This window comes from Geodermatophilus sp. CPCC 205761 (genome assembly GCF_051383655.1).
Taxonomy (GTDB): domain Bacteria; phylum Actinomycetota; class Actinomycetes; order Mycobacteriales; family Geodermatophilaceae; genus Geodermatophilus.
On sequence record NZ_JALPKQ010000012.1, the window covers coordinates 35569 to 58457 of the forward strand.

The 22889-nt window shown below is 74.5% G+C and carries 27 protein-coding genes; 11 read left to right on the forward strand and 16 right to left on the reverse strand.

Annotated features, from left to right (window positions below; genetic code table 11):
- Nucleotides 1-45 precede the first annotated feature (45 nt).
- The 4 genes from MY526_RS09475 (at nucleotide 46) to MY526_RS09490 (ending at nucleotide 4873) form a co-directional block, all read left to right on the forward strand.
- The gene (locus MY526_RS09475) at nucleotides 46-900 is read left to right on the forward strand and encodes a slipin family protein (protein WP_436690432.1); all 855 of its coding nucleotides are present in this window, start codon (nucleotides 46-48) and stop codon (nucleotides 898-900) included.
- A 48-nt stretch (nucleotides 901-948) separates the two neighbouring features.
- Entirely contained in the window at nucleotides 949-2784 is a 1836-nt protein-coding gene (locus MY526_RS09480; protein WP_436690434.1) for an NAD+ synthase, read from the forward strand.
- A complete protein-coding gene (gene panB / locus MY526_RS09485) occupies nucleotides 2781-3611 on the forward strand; it encodes a 3-methyl-2-oxobutanoate hydroxymethyltransferase (protein ID WP_436690436.1) in 831 nt (276 codons plus the stop codon). The genes MY526_RS09480 and panB overlap by 4 nt, the downstream gene beginning before the upstream one ends.
- Before the next feature lie 152 nt (nucleotides 3612-3763).
- Entirely contained in the window at nucleotides 3764-4873 is a 1110-nt protein-coding gene (locus tag MY526_RS09490; protein ID WP_436690438.1) for a nucleotide disphospho-sugar-binding domain-containing protein, read from the forward strand.
- A 9-nt stretch (nucleotides 4874-4882) separates the two neighbouring features.
- On the opposite strand, the gene npdG is transcribed toward MY526_RS09490, so the two are convergent.
- Entirely contained in the window at nucleotides 4883-5578 is a 696-nt protein-coding gene (gene npdG / locus MY526_RS09495; protein ID WP_436703773.1) for an NADPH-dependent F420 reductase, read from the reverse strand.
- Between the two features lie 111 nt (nucleotides 5579-5689).
- Entirely contained in the window at nucleotides 5690-5872 is a 183-nt protein-coding gene (locus MY526_RS09500) for a hypothetical protein (RefSeq protein WP_436690442.1), read from the reverse strand.
- Nucleotides 5873-6244: 372 nt separating this feature from the next.
- Here MY526_RS09500 and MY526_RS09505 point away from each other — a divergent pair, with 372 nt between their 5' ends.
- Both MY526_RS09505 and MY526_RS09510 read left to right on the forward strand, forming a co-directional pair.
- On the forward strand, nucleotides 6245-7390 hold the full coding sequence (locus MY526_RS09505) for a diguanylate cyclase (protein WP_436690444.1): 1146 nt from the start codon (nucleotides 6245-6247) through the stop codon (nucleotides 7388-7390).
- A gap of 84 nt (nucleotides 7391-7474) precedes the next feature.
- A complete protein-coding gene (locus MY526_RS09510) occupies nucleotides 7475-8785 on the forward strand; it encodes a M24 family metallopeptidase (protein WP_436690446.1) in 1311 nt (436 codons plus the stop codon).
- Between the two features lie 13 nt (nucleotides 8786-8798).
- Here MY526_RS09510 and MY526_RS09515 read toward each other — a convergent pair whose 3' ends face one another.
- The 5 genes from MY526_RS09515 to MY526_RS09535 all read right to left on the reverse strand — a co-directional run bounded on the left by MY526_RS09515 (nucleotide 8799) and on the right by MY526_RS09535 (nucleotide 11407).
- Entirely contained in the window at nucleotides 8799-9239 is a 441-nt protein-coding gene (locus MY526_RS09515) for a ChaB family protein (protein ID WP_436690448.1), read from the reverse strand.
- A 138-nt stretch (nucleotides 9240-9377) separates the two neighbouring features.
- Nucleotides 9378-9767, reverse strand: coding sequence for an acyl-CoA thioesterase (locus MY526_RS09520; RefSeq protein WP_436690622.1), 390 nt, complete (start codon nucleotides 9765-9767; stop codon nucleotides 9378-9380).
- The gene (locus MY526_RS09525) at nucleotides 9764-9994 is read right to left on the reverse strand and encodes a hypothetical protein (protein ID WP_436690450.1); all 231 of its coding nucleotides are present in this window, start codon (nucleotides 9992-9994) and stop codon (nucleotides 9764-9766) included. The genes MY526_RS09520 and MY526_RS09525 overlap by 4 nt, the downstream gene beginning before the upstream one ends.
- Nucleotides 9994-10251: a DUF2795 domain-containing protein gene (locus MY526_RS09530; RefSeq protein WP_436690452.1), complete on the reverse strand. Its 258-nt coding sequence runs from the start codon at nucleotides 10249-10251 to the stop codon at nucleotides 9994-9996. Before MY526_RS09530 ends, MY526_RS09525 begins: the two co-directional genes overlap by 1 nt.
- A gap of 25 nt (nucleotides 10252-10276) precedes the next feature.
- Complete coding sequence (locus tag MY526_RS09535) at nucleotides 10277-11407, reverse strand: Vms1/Ankzf1 family peptidyl-tRNA hydrolase (protein WP_436690454.1); 1131 nt, start codon at nucleotides 11405-11407, stop codon at nucleotides 10277-10279.
- A 138-nt stretch (nucleotides 11408-11545) separates the two neighbouring features.
- On the opposite strand from MY526_RS09535, the gene MY526_RS09540 reads away from it, so the two are divergent.
- The gene (locus MY526_RS09540; protein WP_436690456.1) at nucleotides 11546-11890 is read left to right on the forward strand and encodes a hypothetical protein; all 345 of its coding nucleotides are present in this window, start codon (nucleotides 11546-11548) and stop codon (nucleotides 11888-11890) included.
- Nucleotides 11891-12010: 120 nt separating this feature from the next.
- Here MY526_RS09540 and MY526_RS09545 read toward each other — a convergent pair whose 3' ends face one another.
- The 9 genes from MY526_RS09545 to MY526_RS09585 all read right to left on the reverse strand — a co-directional run bounded on the left by MY526_RS09545 (nucleotide 12011) and on the right by MY526_RS09585 (nucleotide 19816).
- Nucleotides 12011-12892, reverse strand: coding sequence for a type II secretion system F family protein (locus MY526_RS09545; protein WP_436690458.1), 882 nt, complete (start codon nucleotides 12890-12892; stop codon nucleotides 12011-12013).
- Nucleotides 12892-13833 (reverse strand): type II secretion system F family protein, encoded by a 942-nt coding sequence (locus MY526_RS09550; RefSeq protein ID WP_436703774.1) that lies wholly within the window; start codon nucleotides 13831-13833, stop codon nucleotides 12892-12894. The genes MY526_RS09545 and MY526_RS09550 overlap by 1 nt, the downstream gene beginning before the upstream one ends.
- The gene (locus MY526_RS09555) at nucleotides 13833-15263 is read right to left on the reverse strand and encodes a CpaF family protein (protein ID WP_436690462.1); all 1431 of its coding nucleotides are present in this window, start codon (nucleotides 15261-15263) and stop codon (nucleotides 13833-13835) included. The genes MY526_RS09550 and MY526_RS09555 overlap by 1 nt, the downstream gene beginning before the upstream one ends.
- A complete protein-coding gene (locus tag MY526_RS09560; RefSeq protein ID WP_436690464.1) occupies nucleotides 15260-16450 on the reverse strand; it encodes an AAA family ATPase in 1191 nt (396 codons plus the stop codon). Before MY526_RS09560 ends, MY526_RS09555 begins: the two co-directional genes overlap by 4 nt.
- On the reverse strand, nucleotides 16447-17232 hold the full coding sequence (gene cpaB, locus MY526_RS09565; protein WP_436690466.1) for a Flp pilus assembly protein CpaB: 786 nt from the start codon (nucleotides 17230-17232) through the stop codon (nucleotides 16447-16449). The genes MY526_RS09560 and cpaB overlap by 4 nt, the downstream gene beginning before the upstream one ends.
- 10 nt (nucleotides 17233-17242) lie before the next feature.
- Nucleotides 17243-18235: a pilus assembly protein TadG-related protein gene (locus MY526_RS09570; RefSeq protein WP_436703775.1), complete on the reverse strand. Its 993-nt coding sequence runs from the start codon at nucleotides 18233-18235 to the stop codon at nucleotides 17243-17245.
- Nucleotides 18223-18618, reverse strand: a complete 396-nt coding sequence (locus MY526_RS09575; protein WP_436703776.1) for a TadE/TadG family type IV pilus assembly protein — start codon at nucleotides 18616-18618, stop codon at nucleotides 18223-18225. Before MY526_RS09575 ends, MY526_RS09570 begins: the two co-directional genes overlap by 13 nt.
- A 106-nt stretch (nucleotides 18619-18724) precedes the next feature.
- The gene (locus tag MY526_RS09580) at nucleotides 18725-18934 is read right to left on the reverse strand and encodes a Flp family type IVb pilin (RefSeq protein ID WP_436690471.1); all 210 of its coding nucleotides are present in this window, start codon (nucleotides 18932-18934) and stop codon (nucleotides 18725-18727) included.
- Nucleotides 18935-19135: 201 nt separating this feature from the next.
- Nucleotides 19136-19816, reverse strand: a complete 681-nt coding sequence (locus MY526_RS09585; RefSeq protein ID WP_436690473.1) for a prepilin peptidase — start codon at nucleotides 19814-19816, stop codon at nucleotides 19136-19138.
- Nucleotides 19817-20198: 382 nt separating this feature from the next.
- Between MY526_RS09585 and MY526_RS09590 the strand changes: the two genes are divergently transcribed.
- Genes MY526_RS09590 through MY526_RS09605 form a run of 4 tightly spaced genes read left to right on the forward strand, consistent with a single transcriptional unit; the run spans nucleotide 20199 to nucleotide 22874 of the window.
- Entirely contained in the window at nucleotides 20199-21272 is a 1074-nt protein-coding gene (locus MY526_RS09590) for a sigma-70 family RNA polymerase sigma factor (protein ID WP_436703777.1), read from the forward strand.
- The gene (locus MY526_RS09595) at nucleotides 21269-22174 is read left to right on the forward strand and encodes an STAS domain-containing protein (protein WP_436690477.1); all 906 of its coding nucleotides are present in this window, start codon (nucleotides 21269-21271) and stop codon (nucleotides 22172-22174) included. Before MY526_RS09590 ends, MY526_RS09595 begins: the two co-directional genes overlap by 4 nt.
- Complete coding sequence (locus tag MY526_RS09600; RefSeq protein WP_436690479.1) at nucleotides 22171-22560, forward strand: STAS domain-containing protein; 390 nt, start codon at nucleotides 22171-22173, stop codon at nucleotides 22558-22560. The genes MY526_RS09595 and MY526_RS09600 overlap by 4 nt, the downstream gene beginning before the upstream one ends.
- Entirely contained in the window at nucleotides 22557-22874 is a 318-nt protein-coding gene (locus tag MY526_RS09605) for a phosphatase RsbU N-terminal domain-containing protein (protein WP_436690481.1), read from the forward strand. Before MY526_RS09600 ends, MY526_RS09605 begins: the two co-directional genes overlap by 4 nt.
- The last annotated feature ends 15 nt before the right edge of the window (nucleotides 22875-22889 follow it).

Genomic DNA, 22889 nt, shown 5'->3' on the forward strand with positions numbered 1-22889 from the left:
GCGCGACCTGCGCGTCCGGCCGCGGGGCCGCCGGCGGAGGGCGAGATGGACGCCGTTCTGGCAGTGCTCGCGGTGGTGGTCATCGGCCTGCTCGTGCTGGTGGGCGCCAGCATCCGGGTGGTGAAGCAGTACGAGCGGGGAGTGGTGCTCCGCCTCGGCCGGCTGCGCGGCGACGCCCGCTCCCCCGGCCTCACCGTCATCGCCCCGGCCATCGACCGCATGCACAAGGTCAACATGCAGATCGTCACGATGCCGGTCCCGGCGCAGGAGGGCATCACCCGCGACAACGTCACCGTCAAGGTGGACGCCGTCGTCTACTTCCGCGTCTTCGACCCGGTCCGGGTGGTCGTCGACGTGCAGAACTACGAGGCCGCGATCGGCCAGGTGGCGCAGGCGTCGCTGCGCTCGATCATCGGCAAGAGCGACCTCGACGACCTGCTGTCCAACCGGGAGCGGCTCAACCAGGGCCTGGAGCTGATGATGGACAGCCCCGCCGTCGACTGGGGCGTGCACATCGACCGGGTCGACATCAAGGACGTCGCGCTGCCGGAGTCGATGAAGCGCTCGATGTCCCGGCAGGCCGAGGCCGAGCGGGAGCGCCGGTCCCGGGTGATCACCGCCGAGGGCGAGCTGCAGGCGTCGCAGAAGCTGGCGCAGGCGGCCCAGGTGATGCACACCCAGCCGGCCGCGCTGCAGCTGCGCCTGCTGCAGACCGTGGTCGAGGTGGCCGCGGAGAAGAACTCCACGCTCGTCCTGCCCTTCCCCGTCGAGCTGCTGCGGTTCCTCGAACGGTCCACCCCGGCGGCACCCGAGGCCGACGCCCCGCCGGCCCCCGAGGCCGTCGCCCCGCCGGCCGTGGACGGCGTGCCGGCGCCGCGGGCGACCGCCCAGGCCGGCTGACCTGCCCCGCCTGGCCGGGCACCCCGGGCGGCGGCCAGGATGGGCGGCGTGACCGAATCCCCGCCGGTTCAACTCCGGGTGGCCCTGGCCCAGGTCGACACCCGCGTCGGCGACCTCCCCGGCAACGCCGAGCTGGTGACCCGCTGGACGGCGAAGGCCGCCGAGGCCTCCGCCCACCTCGTCGTCTTCCCCGAGATGACGCTGACCGGGTACCCGCCCGAGGACCTCGTGCTGCGCGAGTCCTTCGCCGCCGCCAGCGAGTCCGCCGTCGTCGACCTCGCCGCCTCCCTCGCCGACCAGGGCCTGGGCGGCATCGCCGTCGTCGTCGGCTACCTCGCGCACACCCAGGGGGCCGGCCCGGCGCCGGTCGAGTCGATGCCCGAGGACGACCGCCCGGCCGACGCCAACCCCCGGCGCGGCGCGCCGCGGAACGCCGCCGCGCTGCTGTTCGGCGGCGAGGTCGTCGTCCGCTACTACAAGCGGCACCTGCCCAACTACGGCGTCTTCGACGAGGCGCGCTACTTCGTGCCCGGCACCGAGCTGCCGGTCGTCCGGCTGCACGGGATCGACGTGGCACTGACCGTCTGCGAGGACCTGTGGGTCGAGGGCGGCCCGTGCGGGGTGGCCGGGCAGGCCGGCGTCGACCTCGTCGTCTCCCCCAACGCCTCCCCCTACGAGCGGGCCAAGGACGACCTGCGGCTGCCGCTGGTCCGCCGCCGCGCCGCCGAGGCGCGGGCCACCGTCGTCTACTGCAACCAGGTCGGCGGGCAGGACGAGCTCGTCTTCGACGGCGACTCGATGGCCGTCGCGCCGGACGGCGAGCTGCTGGGCCGGGCGCCGCAGTTCGTCGAGCACCTGCTCACCGTCGACCTCACCATCGACCCGTCGGCGGTGCCCGAGCGCCGGGAGGGCCGGATCGGGCCGATGACGGTGACCCGGCACGTGGTGTCCGAGGAGCCGGTGGCGGCGTTCGAGACCCGGCCGCCGTCGATCGTCGAGGCCCTGGAGGACTGCGAGGAGGTCTGGCGGGCGCTGGTCCTCGGCCTCCGGGACTTCATCGACAAGAACGGCCTGCCCTCGGTGGTGCTCGGCCTCTCCGGCGGCATCGACTCCGCGGTCGTCGCGGCGCTGGCGGTCGACGCACTGGGCGCCGACCGGGTGTACGGCGTCGGGCTGCCCTCGAAGTACTCCAGCGAGCACTCGCTGGCCGACGCCGAGGACCTCGCGAAGCGGACCGGGCTGCACTACTCCGTCGTGCCGATCGCGCCGATGGTCGACGCGTACCACGGCTCGGTGGACCTCCACGGGGTCGCGGCGGAGAACCTGCAGGCGCGGGTGCGCGGCACGCTGCTGATGGGCCTGTCCAACCAGCACGGCCACCTCCTGCTGACCACCGGCAACAAGAGCGAGATCGCCGTCGGGTACTCCACCCTCTACGGCGACTCGGCCGGCGGGTTCGGGCCGATCAAGGACGTCCCCAAGACCCTCGTCTGGGAGCTGGCCCGCTGGCGCAACGCGTACGCCCTCGACCGCGGCGAGACCGAGCCGATCCCGCGGAACTCCATCGAGAAGCCACCGTCGGCCGAGCTGGCGCCCGGGCAGGTGGACACCGACTCGCTCCCCTCGTACGAGGAGCTGGACGCCGTCGTCGCCGACTACGTCGACCGCGACCTCGGGATGGCCGAGCTGCTCGAGCGCGGCCACGACCCCGAGGTGGTGGCCCGCGTGCTCCGTCTGGTCGACGCCGCCGAGTTCAAGCGCCGGCAGTCGGCACCGGGAACGAAGATCAGCCTGAAGGCGTTCGGACGTGATCGGCGGCTGCCCATCTCCAACCGCTGGCGGGAGAGCCTTCCGAGCGTCCGCGAAGGAGCGGCCCAGTCATGACGGAGTCGGTGCTGTACGGCGGGACCTCCTCGGCCCGGGTGCGGGTGCACCACCTGCAGCAGGCCAAGGAGCGCGGCGAGAAGTGGGCGATGCTCACCGCCTACGACACGGTGAGCGCGTCGGTGTTCGAGGAGGCCGGCATCCCGGTGCTCCTGGTGGGCGACTCCGCCGGCAACGTCGTCCTCGGGCACACCTCCACGGTCCCGGTGACCGTCGAGGACATCCTGCTGATGACCAAGGCGGTCACCCGCTCGACCACGCGGCCGCTGATCGTGGCCGACCTGCCGTTCGGCAGCTACGAGGCCGGCCCGCAGCAGGCGCTGGCGACGTCGGTCCGGCTGATGAAGGAGGGCGGCGCGCAGGCGGTCAAGCTCGAGGGCGGGGTGCGGGTGGCCCCGCAGATCCGGCTGCTGACCGAGAACGGCATCCCCGTGATGGCGCACGTGGGGTTCACGCCGCAGAGCGAGCACGCCCTCGGCGGCTTCCGGGTGCAGGGCCGCGGCGCGGGCGCCGACCAGCTGCTGGCCGACGCGCACGCCGTCCAGGAGGCCGGCGCGTTCGCCGTCGTCCTCGAGATGGTGCCGGCCGAGATCGCCGGGCAGGTCACCAAGGAGCTGACCATCCCGACCATCGGCATCGGGGCCGGCGTCGACTGCGACGCCCAGGTGCTGGTCTGGCCGGACATGGCCGGGCTGACCGGCGGCCGGGTCCCCCGGTTCGTGAAGAAGTACGCCGACCTGCGCGCCGAGTTGCTGCGCGCGGCCCGGGAGTACGCCGACGAGGTGCACGCGGGCACGTTCCCGGGACCCGAGCACTCCTTCGAGTAGCCCCTCCCGGTTGCCCCGGCCGCCCGACCGGGACGCACTGCCGGCGTTCCTCGTCCGTTGCGGGTCCTGCAGGACGGGCAGTGCGCGGAGAACGCCGGCAACGGCGCGGTGGAGGCTTGCCCCGGCCCGGCGCCCGCAGACACCCTGGCGGCATGCGGGTGCTCCTGGTCGCCGCACCGCTGACCGGGCACGTGCTGCCGCTGGTGCCGCCGGCTCGGGCGCTGCGCGACGCCGGGCACGACGTCCTGTTCGCCACCGCCGCCGAGGGCGTCGACGTGGTGCGCCGGGCCGGCCTGCCCGCGCACGACGTCGCGCCCGGGCTCAGCATGCGCAGGGCCTTCGTCGCGCCGCTGCTCCGCCATCCGGTCCGCATCGGCCGCATGGTCGCCGGCGACGAGGGCACCGACGGCGTCGGCCTGCTGTTCGCGTCCGTCAGCGGCCGGATGGCGGCCGGGACGGTCGCACTGGCCCGGGACTGGCGGCCGGACCTGGTGCTGCACGAGGGGCTGGCCGCCGCCGGCGCGCTGGCCGCGGCACGGTGCGGCGTCCCCTCGGTCCTCGTCGACGCCCTGGTGTTCGACGGGTGGGCACTGTTCCGCGCCGTCGCCGGGAACCTTGTCCGGCCCGGCGCCGGCGTGCTGCCGGAGCCGGTCGACGCCGTCGTCGCGATCCCGCCCAGCCTGGCCGGCGAGCGCCGCGGCCGCCCGATGCGCTACGTGCCCGCGTCGGGCACCGGCGGGCTGCCCGCCGACCTCCGCCTGCCCCGCGACCGGCCGACCCTGCTGGTCAGCCGGTCCACCGTGGACGACCCCCGGCCGGACCGGCTGATGAGCCGCGTGGTCGAGGCCGCCGCGGGCGCCGACGTCGACGTCGTCCTCGTCCGGCCCGACCGGCGCGCGACGCGGAAGCCGTTGCCGGCCAACGTCACGACGACGGACTGGCTGCCGTTCGGCGATGCGTTCCCGCTGGTCGCCGGCGTCGTCCACCACGGGGGCGCGGGGACGTTGATGACCGCGCTCGTCGCCGGGGTACCCCAGATCGTGGTGCCGGGCGCGGGCGACCGGACCGCCCACGCCCGCCTGCTGGCCCGGCGGGGCGCCGGCCTGGCCGTGCCGCTCGCTGAGCTGGATGCCGCGACGCTCGAGCGGCTGGTCGGCGACGCGTCACTGACCGCGAACGCCCGCGAGGTGGCCGCCGAGATCGCCGCGATGCCGCACCCGGCCGAGGTGGTGCCCCACCTGGAGGCGCTCGCCGCCCGGTGAGCCGCGGCGTCAGACGTCGGTGATGCGGACCCCGGCGTGCGCCTTGTACCGGCGGTTGACCGAGACCAGGTTGATCGTCAGCGCCTCGACCTGGCGGGCGTTGCGCAGCCGCCCCGCGTAGACACCGCGCATGCCGGGCAGCCGGCCGGCCAGCGCCTGCACCGTGTCGGTCGCCTCGCGCACGTCGCCGACCACCATGACGTCGCCGTCGAGGGTGGGCTTCGAGAGGTCCTCGAGCAGGACGGCCGACAGGTGGTGGAAGGCGCCGACCACGTCCGAGTCGGGCAGCATCGCGGCCGCCTGCTGCGCCACCGACCCCTCGGGGACGTCGAGCACGTAGGCGCCGAGCTCGTCGAAGGCCATGGGGACGACGCAGTCGACGACGACCTTCCCGGCCAGCGGGGTGGCCAGCTCGGCGATCGTGTCGGCGTGCCCGGCGAAGGGGACGGCGATGATCACCAGGTCCGCGGCGCCGGCCACGTCGAGGTTCGACCCGCCCTGCACCGAGACCTCCTCGCCGCCCGCGGCCGCCGTGGCCCGGGTGGCGACGTCCGCGGCGACGGACGCACACCGCTCGGCGTCGCGTGACCCCAGCAGCACGCGCTGCCCCGCCGCGGCGAGCCGGACGGCGAGTCCGCGGCCCTGCGGACCGGTCCCGCCGAGCACACCGACGACCAGGTCCTCCACCGAACGCCCGTCAGTCACGTCGCCACCTCTCGCGCGCCGGACCGCCCGGCGCTCCGGTCCCGATCATGCCTTGGTGGCGGACCGGCACGGCCACCCTCCGGGGGCCCGCGCCGGGCGGGGGGTCCCTCGTCAGTCGCCCTCCCAGTCCCGGTCCTCGGAGGTGAGCCGCTCCTCCCGCTCGGCCACCGACTGCAGCGCGTGCTCGGCCTCCTCGCGGGTGGCGTACGGACCGAGCCGGTGCCGCTCCGCGCAGCCGTCCCGGTCCTCGACGGTGTGGTGCTTGAGGCAGTAGAACCACGGGCCCTGCGCCATGTGCGCCCTCCTCCGCGTCGGGTCTGTGCGGCCCACCCTGCCACCGCCGGGCCGCGCCGGTCAGAAGGACTCCGGGGAGGCCTGGTGGTGGTGCGGCGCGGCGCCGGGGCTGTGCGGGTCGAGCCGGTACTCCACCAGGCCGAACCGGCCGGCGGTGGCCGCGCCGGGCGCCACCATCCGCAGCGCGGCGGGGCCGGACGCCGTGAGCGGGGTGGTCGGCCAGCATGCGGACGTCGACCAGACCCGGCTACGGGTGGGACATGGCCGCCACCCTGGCCTCGCGGGATGCGCACGTCCATCGCGAGACCAACGCGTTTCGCCGGAGTGTGCGAAGTCACACTACCGATGCCGCCAGTGGTGCATGCTTGTTCTGTGACCGGGGGGCGACGCAAGGGCACCGACACACTGACGCGGCGGCACGACGCGTCCGTCGGCCGAGGACCGGAGCACCGTATCGCGGCGCTGACCCTCGCCGCGCTGACGGCTGTCGCCGGCCTGATCGGCACGGCGAACCTGTTCATCGACGGGACCCTGCACCACGGCGCCACCCGGATCAGCTACACCGCCGCGATGGGCGCCTGCCTGGTGGCCGCGGTGGCGCTGGCCGTGCGGCAGCGGGCGGGCCGGGCGCAGACGTTCGGGCTGGTGCTGCTCTGCCAGGTCGTCTACGTGATCGTCGTCCTCAGCGTCGCCGAACCGGCGCAGGCGACGCCGCTCATGCTGCTCTTCCCGTCATTCGTCGCCGCCTGGTTCCTCGGCCCCTGGATGTTCGGCGCCACCATGCTGGCGACGGTCGTGGCCTGCTCGATCGCGTTGCAGCACTCCTACGACGGCCCCCTGCTGATCACCTTCCAGGTCGTGATCAGTGCCGGCGTCCTGAACCTGGCGTCGTTCGGCGTCTTCGTGCTCCGCCGCAGGGTGCAGCGGCTGCTGGCCGCCACCCAGGCGCTGTCCCACCAGGACCCGCTCACCGGGCTGTCCAACCGGCGCTACCTGGTCGAGCAGGCGCCGCGGGTGTGGCGCCAGGCCCGCCGCGACGGGTCCCGGGTGGCCGCGATGGTGCTCGACCTCGACCACTTCAAGCAGCTCAACGACGCCCACGGGCACGCGGCGGGCGACGCCGTGCTGCGCGCGGTGGCGACGTCGCTGGCGGCGACGGTGCGACCCACCGACGTGCTGGCCCGCGTCGGCGGCGAGGAGCTCATCGTGCTCGGGCTGGTCAGCGACTCCTCCGAGGCCGGCCGGCTGGCCGAGCGGCTGCGCTCGGCGGTCTCCGGCAGCCGCACCGCCGACGGCCACTCGGTGACCGCGTCCATCGGCATGTCGCTGGTCCGGCCGGTCGACGGGGAGGACGCCGCCGCGGCGATGTGGCGGCTGGTCGACGAGGCCGACGGGGCGATGTACGAGGCCAAGCAGGCCGGCCGGAACCGCGTCGCCGCCGTCCTCCCCCGCCAGCGCACCGTGCGCCTGCAGGACAACCGCCCGCACGAGGACGCGTCCGCCGCCGGCCCGGCCTGACGACGGACCCAGGGCTCCCGCGGCGGGGCCGTGCAGGGGGCCGCTCGACCGGTGGGGACGCCGGTTCTCTGCTTCCCTGTCCTCATGACGCTCGTCGCGCCGGACCCGACCCGCACGGTGCCGCTGCCGCTGCGCGAGCAGGCCGACGTCCGCGACCGGTGGCTCACCGAGCGGCTGCTCGACCTGCTGCCGGGGCTCATGGACCGCGCCGGCATCGACCTGTGGGTGGTCGTCGGCCGCGAGTACAACGAGGACCCGGTGCTGGCCACCCTGCTGCCGGCGACCTGGCTGTCGGCCCGGCGGCGGACGATCCTGGTGCTGCACCGCAGCGACGACGGCGTCACCGCGGCCGCGGTCTCCCGGTACCCGGTGGGCCAGTTCCTGCCGGCCTGGGCGCCGGAGGACGCCCGCGACCTGCCGTCGGCGGAATCGCAGTGGGCCGAGGTGCGGCGGATCGTCGAGCAGGCCGGCCCCCGGCGCATCGGCGTCGACGTGTCGGCCGACTTCGCCCTCGCCGACGGGCTGTCGCACACCGAGCACCGGCTGCTCACCGACGCGCTCGGACCGTGGGCCGAGCGGCTGGTGCCCGCCGAGGAGCTCGCCGTCGGCTGGCTGGAGACCCGACTGCCGGAGGAGATCGCCGCGCTGCACGTGCTCAACCTGCTGGTGCGCGAGGTGATCGAGGAGGCGTTCTCCCCCGCCGTCCTGGTCGTCGGCGAGACGACGGCCACCGACCTCGCGTGGTGGATCCGGCAGCGCTTCACCGACCTGGGAGTGGAGCCGTGGTTCCACCCGGTCGTGGACCTGCAGCGGGCCGGTGTGGCGCCGGTCCTGGAGCGCGGCGCGCTGCTGCCCGCCGTCCCGTACGACTCCCCCGTCGCCCCCGGTGATCTGGTGCACTGCGACGTCGGGACGTCCAGCCTGGGGCTGAAGACCGACAGCCAGCGCAACGGCTACGTGCTCCGCGCCGGGGAGAGCACCGCCCCGGCCGGGCTGCGCCGGGCGATGGCCGTCGGCAACCGGATGCAGGACCTCACGACGGCGGCCCTGCGGGTCGGGCGCACCGGCAACGAGGTGCTCGCGGCCGCGCGGTCCGCCGCGGCCGCCGAGGGGATCGACGGGGACGTCTACTCGCACCCGGTCGGCTTCCACGGCCACGGCGCCGGTCCGGCGATCGGCCTGTGGGACGACCAGGGCGGGGTGCCCGGGGCCGGTGAGCGGGTGCTGCGCCCGGACACCGTCTACGCCCTGGAGCTGTGCGTGCGCGTGCCGGTGCCCGAGTGGGGTGGCCAGCCGGTGCGGATGGCGCTCGAGGAGGGCATCGCGCTCACCGGCGAGGGCGTCACCTACCTCGGCGACCGGCAGACCGACCTGGTGCTCATCGCCGGCGCCTGACCGGGCATCGGGGTCACGTCTTCTTCGACGTCTTCCGGGCCGCGGCGGTCTTCCTGCCGTTGGCCTTCTGGATGGCGTCGACGAGCTGCTTCTTCTTCATCGACGACCGGCCCGGGATGCCGAGCTTCTTGGCCACCTGGAGCAGGTGCCCCTTGGTGGCGTTGGCGTCCACGCCGCCCTTGGTCTCGCGGTTCGTGTCGCGTCCGCCGGCGGCCCGCGCGTCGGAGGGCCCCTTCTTGCCGCCCTCCTTCTGCGCCCAGCGGTCGCCCACCTTCTCGAAGCTGTGCTTGACCGCGGCCCAGGCCGTCTGGTTGGCCCGCTGCTCATCGTCGTAGGACTGCATGGCCGAGTCGTAGGCCTTGGCGAAGGTCCGCTGCGCCTTCTTCGGTGAGCGGCGGAGGGTGCTGGGCAGCTCGTCCTGCTTGGCGGTGCCCGTCTTCGTCGTCTTCGGCATGGCGCCCCCTTACCCGGGATCACCTGCGCAAGAACGGGACCAGGTCCGCCACCACCTGGTCGGTTGAGGTCGTCGCGCGCCGACCAGCCGACGGGGCGGACGGCGTCCGGTTCCGGGTCCGCACCGGACGACACGGGCTCAGGCGGCGGCGAACCGCGACCAGTGCCCGCGCTCGCCGTCGGTCATCGCGCGGCTGGTGTCGGTGGCGAAGTCGAACAGCACCATGACGACGTCGGCGCGGATCGCGACCTCGCCGTCCTGCACCAGCTCCTGGCGCACGGTCAGCGACTTCGTGCCCAGGCGGGTGACCCAGCTGCGCACGCAGACCCGCTCGCCGGTCCGGTAGTAGAGCTGGCGCAGGTAGTCGACCTCGAGCCGGGCGAGGATGACCCCGCCGTCGCCCGGCGCCCCCTCGGCCATCGCCAGCCGGGCGTCCTCGACGAGGCTCAGCGCCCGGGCGTGGTTGACGTGGCCGAGGGAGTCCGGGTCCGACCAGCGCAGCTGGACCCAGTGCTCGTGGGTGCTCAGGGCAGGTCCGCGGTGTCCTCGGAGCGCCGGTGGCCGCCCTGGGCGTCGTCGGGGTCGGCGTGGACCGTCCGCTCCTCCGACTCGGCGAGGATCACCTCGGCGGCCACCTCCTCCATGCCGCTGCCCTCGACCTCCCTCTCCTCGGGCAGCAGTTGCGACCGGGTCCGGACGTTGTCCTCGGTGACGTTGTCCAGTGCCTCCGGGCTCGGCTCCTTCTGCGTGGTCATCAGAAACGCTCCTGTTCCGTGCCGACGCCCAGGGCGCGGGCGACGTCCTGCACGTTGGCGAACTCCTGGCCGGCCGGAAGCCGGCGCAGGTCGGCGAGCACCCGGTCGGGGGCGTTGCCCTCCTCCGCCTTCGCCAGCAGGGTGTCCCGGTCGGCCGGCCACACCTCCTTGCCGAGGGCCTCGGCGATCGCCGCGCGGCGTTCGATGTCGGCCTCGGAGGTGCCGGACGGGGTGGCGGGTGCGTGCGGGTCGGTCACGGGGGCTCCCTGGTCGCTCGGGTGGTCACTGGGCCGACGGCGTCGACGCGTCGGTGTAGCGGAGGACGGCGGCCACCGGGACGTCGTCCGGCATCGCCGCCCGCGGCACCACGACGACACCGGCGCTCCCGGCGACGGCCGCGGCGAGCAGCGCACGGTCCGCCGGGACGACGGTGCCGTGGGTGCCCAGGGCGTCCATGTCGTGCTGGTCGACGCCGAGGTCCAGCGGCGAGGTGCCGACCAGCAGCGTGGCCTCGCCGGGCTGGTCGGCCAGCACCAGCGTCTCGACCTGCCCCTTGCGCAGCGCCTCGACGACCGCCGGGGTGCCCGTCACGGCCAGGCCGTGGGCGCCGGCGGCCTGGATCTGCTCGACGGCCTGCGCCTCCTCGTGGCCCTCGTGCTCGGCGACCAGTTCGGCCGCCCGCCGGTCGACCGGCTCGCGGTCGGCACCGGCGGCGCGGCCGCCCTCGTCCATCGACACGACCAGGTCCGACCACGAGTCGGCGGCGCGGTCGGTGAGGATCTGCCGGGCCCGGACGTCACCGGCGACCAGCACGAACCTCGGCTGGACCCGGCGCACCAGCGAGGTGATCCGCTGCGCGACGTTGTCCGCGTTGTGGACCCACTTGTTCTCGGCGTTGTGCTGGTAACGGTGGTGCGCCCAGCCGCCGCCCGGGAACTTCCGGATCTGGAAGCTGTCGCCCTCCACCTCGTCCTCGATCTCCGGGCGGCCGGCGAGGGTGGCGACGGAGATGTCGGCCCCGACCCGGTCGGCGACGACGACGATGTGCGGCACCCGGCCGGGCAGCTGACGCAGCACCGGCAGCAGGTCGGGCTGGGGCGACCACGCGGCCACCTCCTGCCGCGGCACGTCGACCAGCGGCTGGTCGAGGACGACGGTGCCGTCGGCCGCGACGACGAGGGCCCGGCCCCGCAGCGGAGCGACGTCACCGCCGTCGTTCGCCTCGAGCAGCCGGCTGCGGGCCGCCTCCACGACCGCCTCCGGCGCGCCCTGCTCGGCCAGCTTCCCGGTGATGGCGCGGACCCGCAGCTCCAGCTCCGTGGCGGCGTTCTCGGTGGTGTGCGTGACGTCGGCGCAGACCGTGGCGTAGGGGCCGGCGGCACTGAAGACCGGCTCCAGGAAGGACACGTCCATGGGGTGCGAACCACTCCTCATCGGCTGGTGGGGACCGACAGCGAGGCCCTGCCCGGGCGCTCCCGCTCCAGCCGCCTACCCACCGGCAGTGGCCTCACACCCGGTGTCGGACGGGCGGGGCAGGGGTAGGCGCGCTGCATGACCGAGCGCGACCAACTCCCGCTGCCCGACTACGACCACCTGCCGGTCGACGGCCTCACCTCGCGGATCCGCTCCCTGGACGCCGCGGGGCTGGAGACGCTGCTCGCGTACGAGCGGGCGCACGCCAACCGCCTGCAGGTGGTGACGATCATGCAGAACCGGCTCACCTCGCTGCGCGCTGGCGCGAAACCCTCGGGCGGGGATCCGACCGCGCCGGCCGCCGACGACCCGGTGCCCGCCGCGGCCGGCTCGAAGGTCTCCGAGGCGACGTCCGGCCCGCCGGTCAACCCGCCGTCCCAGGGGGTCCCCACCAACCCGGCCCAGCCCCGCTCCACCGGCTGACCCGCACCGCGCCCGGCTGACCCGCGCCGCGCCCCCAGCGCGAGACCTGCGAACTCGTGGCCATCGGCCGCCGATCGCCACGAGTTCGCAGGTCTCGGCGGGCGGCCGATGCGCCCCCGCTCACCCGCTGAAGGCGTCGACGATGTCCATGGCCGCGGGGCCGAGCAGCACGATGAACAGCGTCGGCAGGATGCACAGGATCAGCGGGAAGATCACCTTGACCGGGATCTGCATCGCCTTCTCCTCGGCCCGCTGCCGCCGCTTGAGCCGCATCTCCTGGGCCTGGGTGCGCAGCACGTCGGCGATCGAGACCCCGTAGACGTCGGCCTGGACGACGGCGCGGATGAAGCGCCGCAGGTCCGGAACCGCGGCCCGCTCGGCCAGCGCGACGTAGGCCTCCCGGCGCGGCTGGCCGACGGCGATGTCCTGCAGCGTCCGCACCAGCTCCTCGGCCAGCGGTCCCCGGCCGTTGCGGCCGGCCCGGGCCATCGCCGCCTCGAAGCCCAGCCCGGCCTCGACGGCGATCGTCATCTGGTCGAGGGTGTCGGCCAGCTCGAGGGCGATCGCCTTCTGCCGCTCCTGGCCCCGGCTGTAGAGCAGCAGCTCGGGGACGACGTAGGCGACGCCGGTGACCACGACGGCCATGAGCACGGTCAGCGCGCCGGGACGGGACACGACGACCAGCAGCCCCAGCCCGCCCGCGGCCGCGGCCAGCACCAGCTTGGCCGCGACCAGCCGCGGCACCGGCCAGTCGGCGGGGCGGCCCGCGCCGCCGGCCAGCCGGTTGAGCCGGGCCACCGTCCCGGCCGGCGTGAGCGAGCGGGTGAGCCGGGGCAGCAGCCCGGATCGCGGCCGCGCGGCCGCGCCGGGCAGCTCCAAACCCCGGACCAGGTTGGCCCGGGCCTGGACGACGACGTCCTGCGGGCGGGCGAACAGCGCCCAGCCGAGCAGCGGCAGGGCGAGCGCGACGGCCGCGGCGGCGAGCACGGCGGTCGGCGCCATCAGAACGTGATCCTGACGGTCTTCTTGAGCCAGAGGGCACCGACCACCAGGAGCACCGCGGCGATCCCGATCATCGCGTACCCGGCCAGGCTCTCCGTGAAGGCCGACAGGTACTCGGGGTTGGCCACCGACAGGAACGCGATGACGCCGAACGGCAGGGCCATCAGGACGACGGCCGAGAGCTTCCCCTCCGCCGACAGGGCCTTGACCTGACGGCGGATGGCGTTGCGCTCGCGGATGGTGTGCCCGACGGTGTCGAGCACCTCCGCCAGGTTGCCCCCGACCTCGCGGTGGATGGCGATGGCCTGGGCGATCCAGCGGAAGTCGTCGCTGTCCATCCGCTCGGCCACCTCGTCGAGCGCGTCGCCCAGGTCCCGACCGACGCGGGTCTCGTTGACGATGCGCGCGAACTCCTCCGACATGGGCGCGGCGGCCTCGGCGGACACCGAGTCGACCGCGCGCAGCAGGCTGTGCCCGGCGCGCAGGCTGCTGGCCATCAGTTGCAGCGAGTCGTCCAGCTGGTCGGCGAAGGCCGCCTGCCGACGGCCCGTGCGGATCCGCACCAGCAGCCGGGCGGCCAGCGGCGTGGCGACCGTGGCCAGGACGGCGGGGATCGGCCCACCGAGCAGCAGTGCGAGCGCGCCCAGCACCAGCGTGGCCGACCCGACGAGCAGCACCAGGTCGGGCAGGGCCATCGTCATCCCCGCCCGCTCCAGCGCAGCGGCGCCGGCGGCGATGCGCCCCCGCTTGACCAGCACGCGCTCGACGGCGGCGCCGGCGGCGGCCGAGGCACCGGCGAGCGCCGAGGCCTGCGGTGCGACCGAGGGGTCCAGCCGGGACAGCGGCACCCGGCGCGGACCGGCCGGGAGCACGACCAGCGCGACGAGCAGCAGGGCACCGGCGAGCGCGACCAGGCCGGCGAGCAGCACGGCCGGGGACATCAGCCCCACCCCCGCCGGGGCTCGACGGCCCCGAACACCCGCGGCGACAGGGTGATGCCGAGGTCGTCGAAGCGGTCGGTGAACCGCGGCCGGACGCCGGTCGGCGCCGGCTTGCCGAGGAACCGGCCGGCCGCGTCGACGCCGGCGGCGTAGTCGAAGAGGAAGGCGTCCTGGAGGGTGACGGTCTCGCCCTCCATGCCCTGCACCTCGGTCACGTGGGTGACCCGGCGGGTGCCGTCGCGCAACCGGGTGAGCTGCACGACGACGTCCACCGCCGAGGCGATCTGCTCGCGGATGGCCCGCAGTGGCAGGTCCATGCCGGCCATGAGCACCAGCGTCTCCAGCCGGGCGATCGCGTCGCGCGGGGAGTTGGCGTGCACCGTGGACAGCGACCCGTCGTGGCCGGTGTTCATCGCCTGGAGCATGTCCAGCGACTCCCCGCCGCGGCACTCCCCGACGACGATCCGGTCGGGGCGCATCCGGAGGGAGTTGCGGACGAGGTCGCGGATGGTGATCGCGCCCCGGCCCTCGATGTTGGGCGGCCGTGACTCGAGCCGGACGACGTGCTCCTGCTGCAGCTGCAGCTCGACGGCGTCCTCGATGGTGACGATCCGCTCGTCCTCGGGGATGAACGAGGAGAGCACGTTCAGCAGGGTCGTCTTCCCGGTGCCGGTGCCGCCGGACACGATGATGTTCAGCCGGGCCTCGACGCAGGCGCTCAGCAGCTCGGCCATCTCGGGGCTCAGCGTGCCGAAGCCGATGAGGTCGTCGACGCCGAAGGGGTCCTTGGCGAACTTCCGGATGGTCAGGGTCGACCCGCTGAAGGCCAGCGGCGGGATGATCGCGTTGACCCGGGAGCCGTCGGCGAGGCGCGCGTCGACCAGCGGCGAGGACTCGTCGATCCGCCGTCCCACGCGGGAGACGATCCGGTCGATCACCCGCCGCAGGTGCTCCTCGGAGGTGAACCGGGAGCCGGTGCGGACCAGCTTGCCGTTCTGCTCGACGTAGACGTTCTCCGGCCCGTTGCACATGATCTCGGAGACCGTCGGGTCGTCGAGCAGCCGCTGCAGCGGCCCGAAGCCGAGGACGTCGTCGGCCAGCTCGGCGGTCAGCCGCTGCCGCTCCTCGGTGCTGAGCGGGACCCGCTCCTCCTCGACGACCTCGTCGAGCTCGCCGAGGACCAGGGTGCGCAGCGCCTCCTCCGACAGGGTCGGGTCGTTCATCCGGTTGCCCATGCGCTCGAACAGCGCCTTCGCCACCCGGTCCTTGAGCCTGGTGAGCGCGTCGGTGGGGGGCGGGGTCGCCGGGGACACCGGCCGGGGCACGGGGGCCGCGGTCGTGGTGGCCGCATCCGGAGCGACGGACAGGACGGGGGCGTCGGGCGCCGCGTGCCGGCCCTGCGCGGCGGCGAGACGAGACGCGAGGTTCACGACGCCGCCCGGTGCTTGGCCCGGTACCGGCTGGGCTTCATCAGCGGGGTCGCGGCGAAGCGGGCCACGAGACGGCGCAGCTCCTTGACGGCGGGGTCCTTGCGGCCACTGGCGAGGATCGGCACGCCCTGGTTGGTCGACGCCGGCACCGCGGCCGACCGGGGCACGACGACGTCCACCCCGGTGCCGATGGCCGTCTCGACGTCGCGCACCGACAGCCCGCCCTTGGGATCGGCGAGGTTCATGACCACGTGCCGGCCGGCGGGGATCATGCACAGCTCCCGGAGCACGTCGAGCTCCTTGCGCAGTCCGCGGACGCCGGGGACGTCCATGCTGCTCAGCATCACGACGTCGGTCGCGCGGTCGAGCGCGGCGAGGGTCTGCTCCGACAGGCCCGGCGCGGTGTCGACCACGACGTAGCGGAACTCCCGGGCCAGTGAGGTGAGCAGGCGGGTGACGTCGGCGCCCGTGACGCCGTCGCCGGCGGCCGGCGACTCGGCCCCGCAGACGGCGTAGAGCCCGCTCGGGTGCTGGGTGAGGAAGGTCTTGAGGACCATCGTGTCCTCGCTGGCCGGACCGTGGACGGCGTCGGGCAGCGTGTACTCGGGGGTGAGGCCGAGCGCGGAGGCGACGTCGCCGAACTGCACGTCGAGGTCGACCAGCACGGTCGACTGCGGCGCCGCCGCGGTGAGTCCGAGCGCGAGGTTGGACGCGATCGTGGTCTTGCCGACCCCGCCCTTGGGCGAGGCGATGGTGATGACCCGCCCGGTGTACCGGGCGGTCTCCTCCACCGGGCGCAGCACCCGCCGCCGGCCGGCCGCGGCCGAGCCGGCCCGCTCCACGGCGGCGCGGATCGCCGCGGGCTCCGCGCCGGGGGCGAGCAGGTCGCGGATCCCGGCGCGCATGGCGGCCTGCAGCATCTCCGGCGAGGGCTCGGCCAGCAGCACCACGCTGATGCCGGGGCACTGGACGTCGAGCCGCTGGGCCAGCGTCAGCACCTCCTGCGGCGGTGCCAGGTGGCCGATGAGCAGGACGTCGGGCAGCTCGCCGTCCCGCAGCTGCTCGAACAGCCGGGCCGGGTCGCCGGGCAGGCGACCGGGCGGCAGCACCTGGACGTCGCCGTCGACCGCGGCGTGCACCCGCTGGGCGAGCTCGTCGTCGGCCGCGGCCAACACCACGCGACTCACTTGGTTCCTCCGTAGACGGTGCCGAGGCCGGCGAGCTGGTCGCCGTACACGTTTCCCTGGTTGACGATCGTGGTGCCGGAGGAGTCCGCACCCTCGGGCTCGAGGGACAGCCACACCGTGCCGTGCTCCATGCCGAAGACGACGAGCTCGGCGTCCCTGGCCGGCACCGCGAGCGTGACCATGAGGCTGCCCTCGGGCGCGCTGCCCGAGGAGACGGTCTCGGTCTCCGACCCGGTCGGCTGTACCGGGGCGCCCTGGACCTGGGTCACCAGCACGCCGTGCAGGGTGGCGTGCGTGACGCCGATCTTCTTGCCGGCCTCGTTCTCGAGGTCCATGGAGACGTAGACGCCGATCTCGTCCCCGGCGGCGAGCCGGCCGCCGACGGCCCGCTGCGGCTCGAGCAGGACGCTGACCTCCGAGGCGCCCGGGGGCGGGGCCACCGTTCCGGGCACGGCGAGGGCGTCCGGAGCGGCGAAGCGGCTGGCGAGCACCTGCTCCCCCGGCTGGAGGGCCACCGTGGCGACCTGCCCCGCGAGGGCGGCCAGGTCGGTGACCGCGTCGTCGACGACGGCCTTGGCCGGCAGCTGTTCGACCCGGACGTACTCGCCGAGCGTGTCGGCCGGCGTGCCCTCGGGGACCGGCTGGTCCACCACGAGCACCTCGGCGGTGCGCACGCCGGCCAGGGCGCGCGCGTCGGCGCCGCGCACGTAGGCGAGCAGCACCACGGTGCCCACCACGGCGAGGAGGAGCGCCGCGGTGGCGGCGAGGAGTCGGCGTCTCAAGGCGGGGCCCCTATCGGATCAGTCGGAGGACCCAGGCGCCGAGTGAGGGCGCGCCGGGGCCGTAGGAGAAGGCATCGGAGGTGTCGACGAAGCGGGTGAAGAAGCCGCGGATGCACCGCTCCTCGCCCTTGCAGGGCGTGCCGGAGTCGTACTGACCGCCGAAGTGGTAGCTGGTGATCGTGAAGGCGGCATAGCCGTAGACGTGGTACCAGGCGTGGCTGCCGGTGCCGCCGTAGTCGTCGAAGATCGGCAGCAGCACGGTGCGCCCGACGAGGGCGGCGAGGTCCTCGGGGTCGCAGCCCTGCGAGGGGTTGTTGCCGGTCTCCGAGGTGAACCGGCCGCCCACCGAGCTGGTGGCCCGGCACGTGGTCCCGTTGCCGTTGGTGACCAGCCAGCCGAAGCCCCCGGGGACGAACATGTGGGAGGGCCCGGTGCAGCCGGTGTCGCTCTTCTTGGGCAGCACGATGGTGCGCTCGGTGGTCGTGGACGGGATGCCGCCGCCGGTCTGCACGGCGAACTCGCACCACGAGAAGATCAGCGGGAGGGCCGCCGTCCCCGCGCTCGGCGCGCCCCAGGCCACGGTGGCGGTCGCCTGGACCTGCGTCGCCTCGTGGCCGAGGACCGGCGCGAACCAGTGCTCGGTCGGCGTGCTGCCGGTGACGGTGACGCTGGTCGGGTCGCTGCCGAGCACCGGCGGGGCCGCGGTGGCGTCCCCGAGGTTGGCGTCGACGAGGGCCTGGGCGGTCGCCTGCATGTTCCCGCAGGCGCCCCGGGCGCAGTCGCGGGCGACGGCGAGCGCGGCGGCGTCGGCGGCGGTCTGCAGCCGCGCCTTCTCGGCGTAGAGGGCGCCGACGTCGACGGCGATCGCGGTGAAGCCGAGGACGGGGACCAGCAGCAGCGCGATGAGCACCGCCGAGGCTCCGTGCTCGCCGGCCAGCCGGCGGCGGAGGGCCGTGCGGCCGCCGTGGCGGGGGGCAGGGGGGGCCTTTCTCAGCCGCTGCACCGCATGACCCCCGTCCCGGACAGCTCGATGCTCACGCCGAAGAAGTCGGTGAGGAACGGCATCGGGTACTCGATGGTCACGCGCACGTTGGTGGTGCCGGTGCTCGTCATCGGGCACGCGGCCGGTGTGACGGCGATCTGCGCGTTGGTGATCGCGGGGTCGAGCGTGGGCGCGGCGTTGCGGACGGCGGTGCGCGCCGCGGCGGGGTCGTTCTGCAGCGCCATCACCCGGGCCCCCTCGCGAGCGGCGGCCGACAGCGTGCCCTGCACCTGGAAGGCGTGACCGAACTCGGCGATGCCGAGCACGAGGATCAGCAGCAGGGGGATGATCATGGCGAACTCCACCGCCGCGGCCCCGCGTTGCTCCTGCAGCCGGTTGCGCATCGATCCCCGCCTCCTCTCCGTGGTCGTGGCCCGCTCGTCCGTGTGCGACGGCGCAGCGGCTCCCGGGGGAGGAGCCGCTGCGCCGCGGTGCTGGGTGGGGCCGGGCTCAGTCGCCGGCGGTGGACAGCTCGTTGCCGATCTGGTCGAAGAGGCCGGACAGCTCGTCGCTGAGGAACATGACCGCGCCGATGATCGCGATGGCGATCAGGCCCACCATGAGGCCGTACTCGACGGCGGTGGCGCCCTTCTCCTCGCGCTGGACGCGGTCCTTGGCGAGGGCGACGAGGGTGACGAGAGTGGCGAGCGGGTTGATCACGGGGGTTCTCCTGGGGGGACGGGCCGTCCGGTCCGGATCGGTCGACCCGGCCTTGCGGCAGTGAGAACCCCGTCGGGCATTCCGCTCGGCGACTTGAGGGTCCTTCCCCCCATCGATCGACCCGCGTCACTCCCCCGGGTGTACGGGGCCCGGCATGTCACCCGGAGTGACCGGGATGACCGGGTCGTGCCGGGAGCCGCCTCAGACGGGCAGCGCGGTCCACCAGATGGCGACGGCGGCGCCGGCGAGCATCGCCGGGCCGAACGGGAGCTCGCCGCGCAGCCCGATCCGCCGCGCGGCGAGCAGGCCCAGCGCCACGACGGCCTGGACGACGAAGCCCGCGACCGCCCCGCCGAGGACCGCGCCCCAGCCGAGCCAGCCGAGGTACAGGCCGAGCAGGGCGGCCAGCTTCACGTCGCCCATCCCGAGCGCCCCCGGGGAGAGCAGGGCGAGGACGAGGAAGGCGGCGAACAGCGCCGCGGCTCCGAGGACGGCGCGCAGCAGGGCCGGCCAGGCGCCGTCCAGGGCGGCGGGCAGCACCAGCAGGGCGGCGCCGGCGCCGAGCGCGGGGAGCAGCACCCGGTTCGGCAGCAGCCGGGCCCGCAGGTCGATGACGGCGAGCAGCACCCCCGCGCCGGCCAGGAGGAGGAAGGCGGGCAGCTCCCAGGAGACCCCGAACCGCAGGCCGACGAGGACGAACAGCAGCGCGGTGACGATCTCCAGCACCGGCGGGCGGACGGCGGCGGCTCCGGGGCGGGCCAGGTCACGGACCCGAGCGCTCGGGGGCCACGGGAAGCGCCCGGCGGCGCGGTTGACGACCACGCCGCCGGCCACACCGGCGACGAGTGCGACCAGTGCCGCGAGCGCGACGACGACGGTCACCGGGTCCTCGCGCGCACGACGCAGACGATGACACAACGGAGGCGCGCGACCGCGGAGCGCCACCTCCTCCTGTCGGGTGACTTCCGGGGGCCGGCCGACGGACCGGGGTCACGGGTCCGCCGGCCGGCTCCTCGGGCCCTGCACGGTGGAGACGTCGCACCGGGCGGGGGCTGACGAATCAGGCAGTTCCCCGTCCGGCGGGCCGCGGTCGCATCCGTCCTGCTCGGCGCGGGGGCCCGACCCGCCGTCGCCCCGGATGCCGGGACGACGGCGCGTCATGGATCGCCGGATCCGCGTCCCGCGGTGGACGTGCTGGTCAGGTGCCACCGGCGGCGCCGTTCGGCGCGACCGGCCGGTGCCCCCGGGCGTAGCGTCTCGTCGCATGGAGGCCGTCGACCCGGTGGATGTCGCGGGCATGGAGTCTGCGGACGTCGCAGGCCTCATCCCCCTCGTCCGCCGGATCGTCGCCGCGCGCGTCCCCGACCAGGCCACCGCCGACGACCTGGTGCAGGAGACGCTGGCCCGGGTGCTGGCGGCGGCGGGCCGGGTGGAGCCGGGGATGCTCGAGCCCTACGCGATCGTCACTGCCCGCAACGTCGTCACGTCGATGTGGCGGGACGCGGACCGGCAGCGCCGCCACCTCCACCGGGTCGTCGACCTGCGCCCGTCCGATGCGCCCGACGAGGGCGTGCTCGCCAGCGAGGACCGCGCGGCCGTCGCCGAGGCGCTGACCAGGCTCTCCGACCGGGACCGGGCGACCCTCCTGGCCCACGAGGTCTCCGGCCAGGACACCCGCTCCCTCGCCGCCGAGCTCGGCTCGACCGCCGGTGCCGTGGCCGCCCAGCTCAACCGCACCCGCGCCCGGTTGCGCGTGGAGTACCTCCTGGTCTCCGAGCGCGTGGAACCCCCGACCGAGCGGTGCCGCCCGGTGCTGCTCGCCATCTCCGGCGGCGACCGCCGGCGCCAGCGGGAGGTGGACGCGGCCCGCCACCTGCTGGAGTGCGACCTCTGCGCGAGGCTGTCCGAGCCCCTCGTCGGACGCGGCCGCTCCCGGGAGGACGTCGTGCGCGTCCCCGTCCGCACCGATGCCGACATCGTCGGGGCGCGCCAGGCGGCCCGCGAGGTGGCCACCCAGCTCGGGTTCTCCCCCACCGACATCACGCTGATCGCCACGGCGGTCTCCGAGATCGCCCGCAACATCGTGCGCTTCGCCGACGCCGGCGAGATCGTGGTCGAGCCCGTCGAGCAACCGCGGACCGGCATCTCCATCGTGGCGCGCGACTCCGGCCCCGGGATCCCCGACGTCGAAGAGGCCCTGCGGGACGGCTACAGCACCTACCGGGGTCTCGGGCTCGGGCTTCCCGGTGCCCGACGCCTCATGGACGAGTTCGCGGTCCTCTCCGAGAGCGGCCGCGGCGTGACGGTGACGATGACGAAGTGGCGGGGAGAGCGATGACGAGGAACGAGGACGCGACCGTGACCGAGGCCCGCCCGCACTCGACTGCGCACGCCGACGAGGACGTCCTGCTCCCCCAGCTCGTGGCCCACCTGCGCGAGCACCGGACCCGGTTGCGGCAGGAGTGGGCCTCGCGCATCCAGGGGGCCCACCTGCTGCAGGCGATGACCTCTCAGGAGATGGCCGCCGAGACCACGCTGGTCTACGACAACTACGTCGAGGTGCTCGAGACCGGCAGCGTGGAGGCGCTGCAGCACTATGCCCGCGACCTGTCCGAGCGGATCATCCCGCGCGGCGTGGAGACCCACGAGGTCGTGGGGATCGTCCTGCTGCTGCGCGACGTCCTGGCCCGGTCGCTGTTCGAGAAGTACCAGGGTGACCTGCCCCTGCTCAACCGTGTGCTCGACGCCTACGAGCCGGCCGCGAACCGGATCGCCAACACCGTCGCGGTCAGCTTCGTCGACGAGCGGGAGCGGGTCATCCGGCAGCAGCAGGACGCCATCCGGGAGCTGTCGACGCCGGTGCTCCCGGTCCGGGAGCGGCTGCTGATCCTGCCGATCATCGGTGTGCTGGACCAGGAGCGCGCGCGTCAGCTGACCGTTCAACTCCTCAGCGGCATCCGCACCCACCGGGCCAAGGTCGTCGTCGTCGACATCACCGGCGTCCCGGACGTCGACGAGTCCGTCGCCAACAACCTGGTCCGGACGGTGGACGCGTCCCGGCTCATGGGCGCCAGCGTGATCATCACCGGTCTGTCCCCCGAGATCGCCCAGACGCTGGTCACCATCGGGGTGGATCTCAGCAAGATGAACACGATCGGCGACCTGCAGGGCGGGTTGGAGCAGGCCGAGCGGCTCCTGGGGTACACGGTCACCCGGGGCAGCGAGACAGGTGGGCCATGACACCCGGCCCGCGGCTGTTCTCCATCCTGCGGCAGGCCCCGTACCTGATCGCCTCGGTGCACACGGCGCTCGACGACTCCCAGCTGGTCCGTTTCCAGGAGGACCTCGTGGAGCGGATCGGCGCCGACCGCGCCCGCGGGGTGGTCATCGACGTGGCCGCGCTCGACGTCCTGGACTCCTTCGGCACGCGCACCCTCCGGGACATCGCCGAGATGGCCCGGCTGCGAGGCGCGGTCACCGTCATCGTCGGCATCCAGCCCGACGTCGCCTTCGCCATGGTGGAGCTGGGCATGGACACCGGCACGGTCATCACCGCGCTGGACCTCGAGGAAGGACTGGAGGAACTGGACACACGACTCGCCGCCCCGCCGGTGCCGGGGCCGTGACACCGCACGGGGACCTGCTGCGCGACTACCGCGCGGCCTTCCTCCGGTACCTGTCGAGGCAGGAGGAATCGGCGCTGACCACCGGCTACCAGCTCGGGCGTGGCACCCTGGCCGCGGGTCGGAGCCTGCTCGAGGTGGTGCAGGTGCACCACGACCTCCTCGCGGAGGTGCTCGCCGAGACCCCTGCCGGCGAGGTGCCGCAGGTGGCCCGGTCGGCATCGGCGTTCCTGCTGGAGGTGCTGTCGAGCTACGACATGGCCTACCGCAGCGGATCTCGCGTCATCCCCGTCGGGCGGGGGCGTCTTCCTCCCTGACAGCGCTCCTCTGGA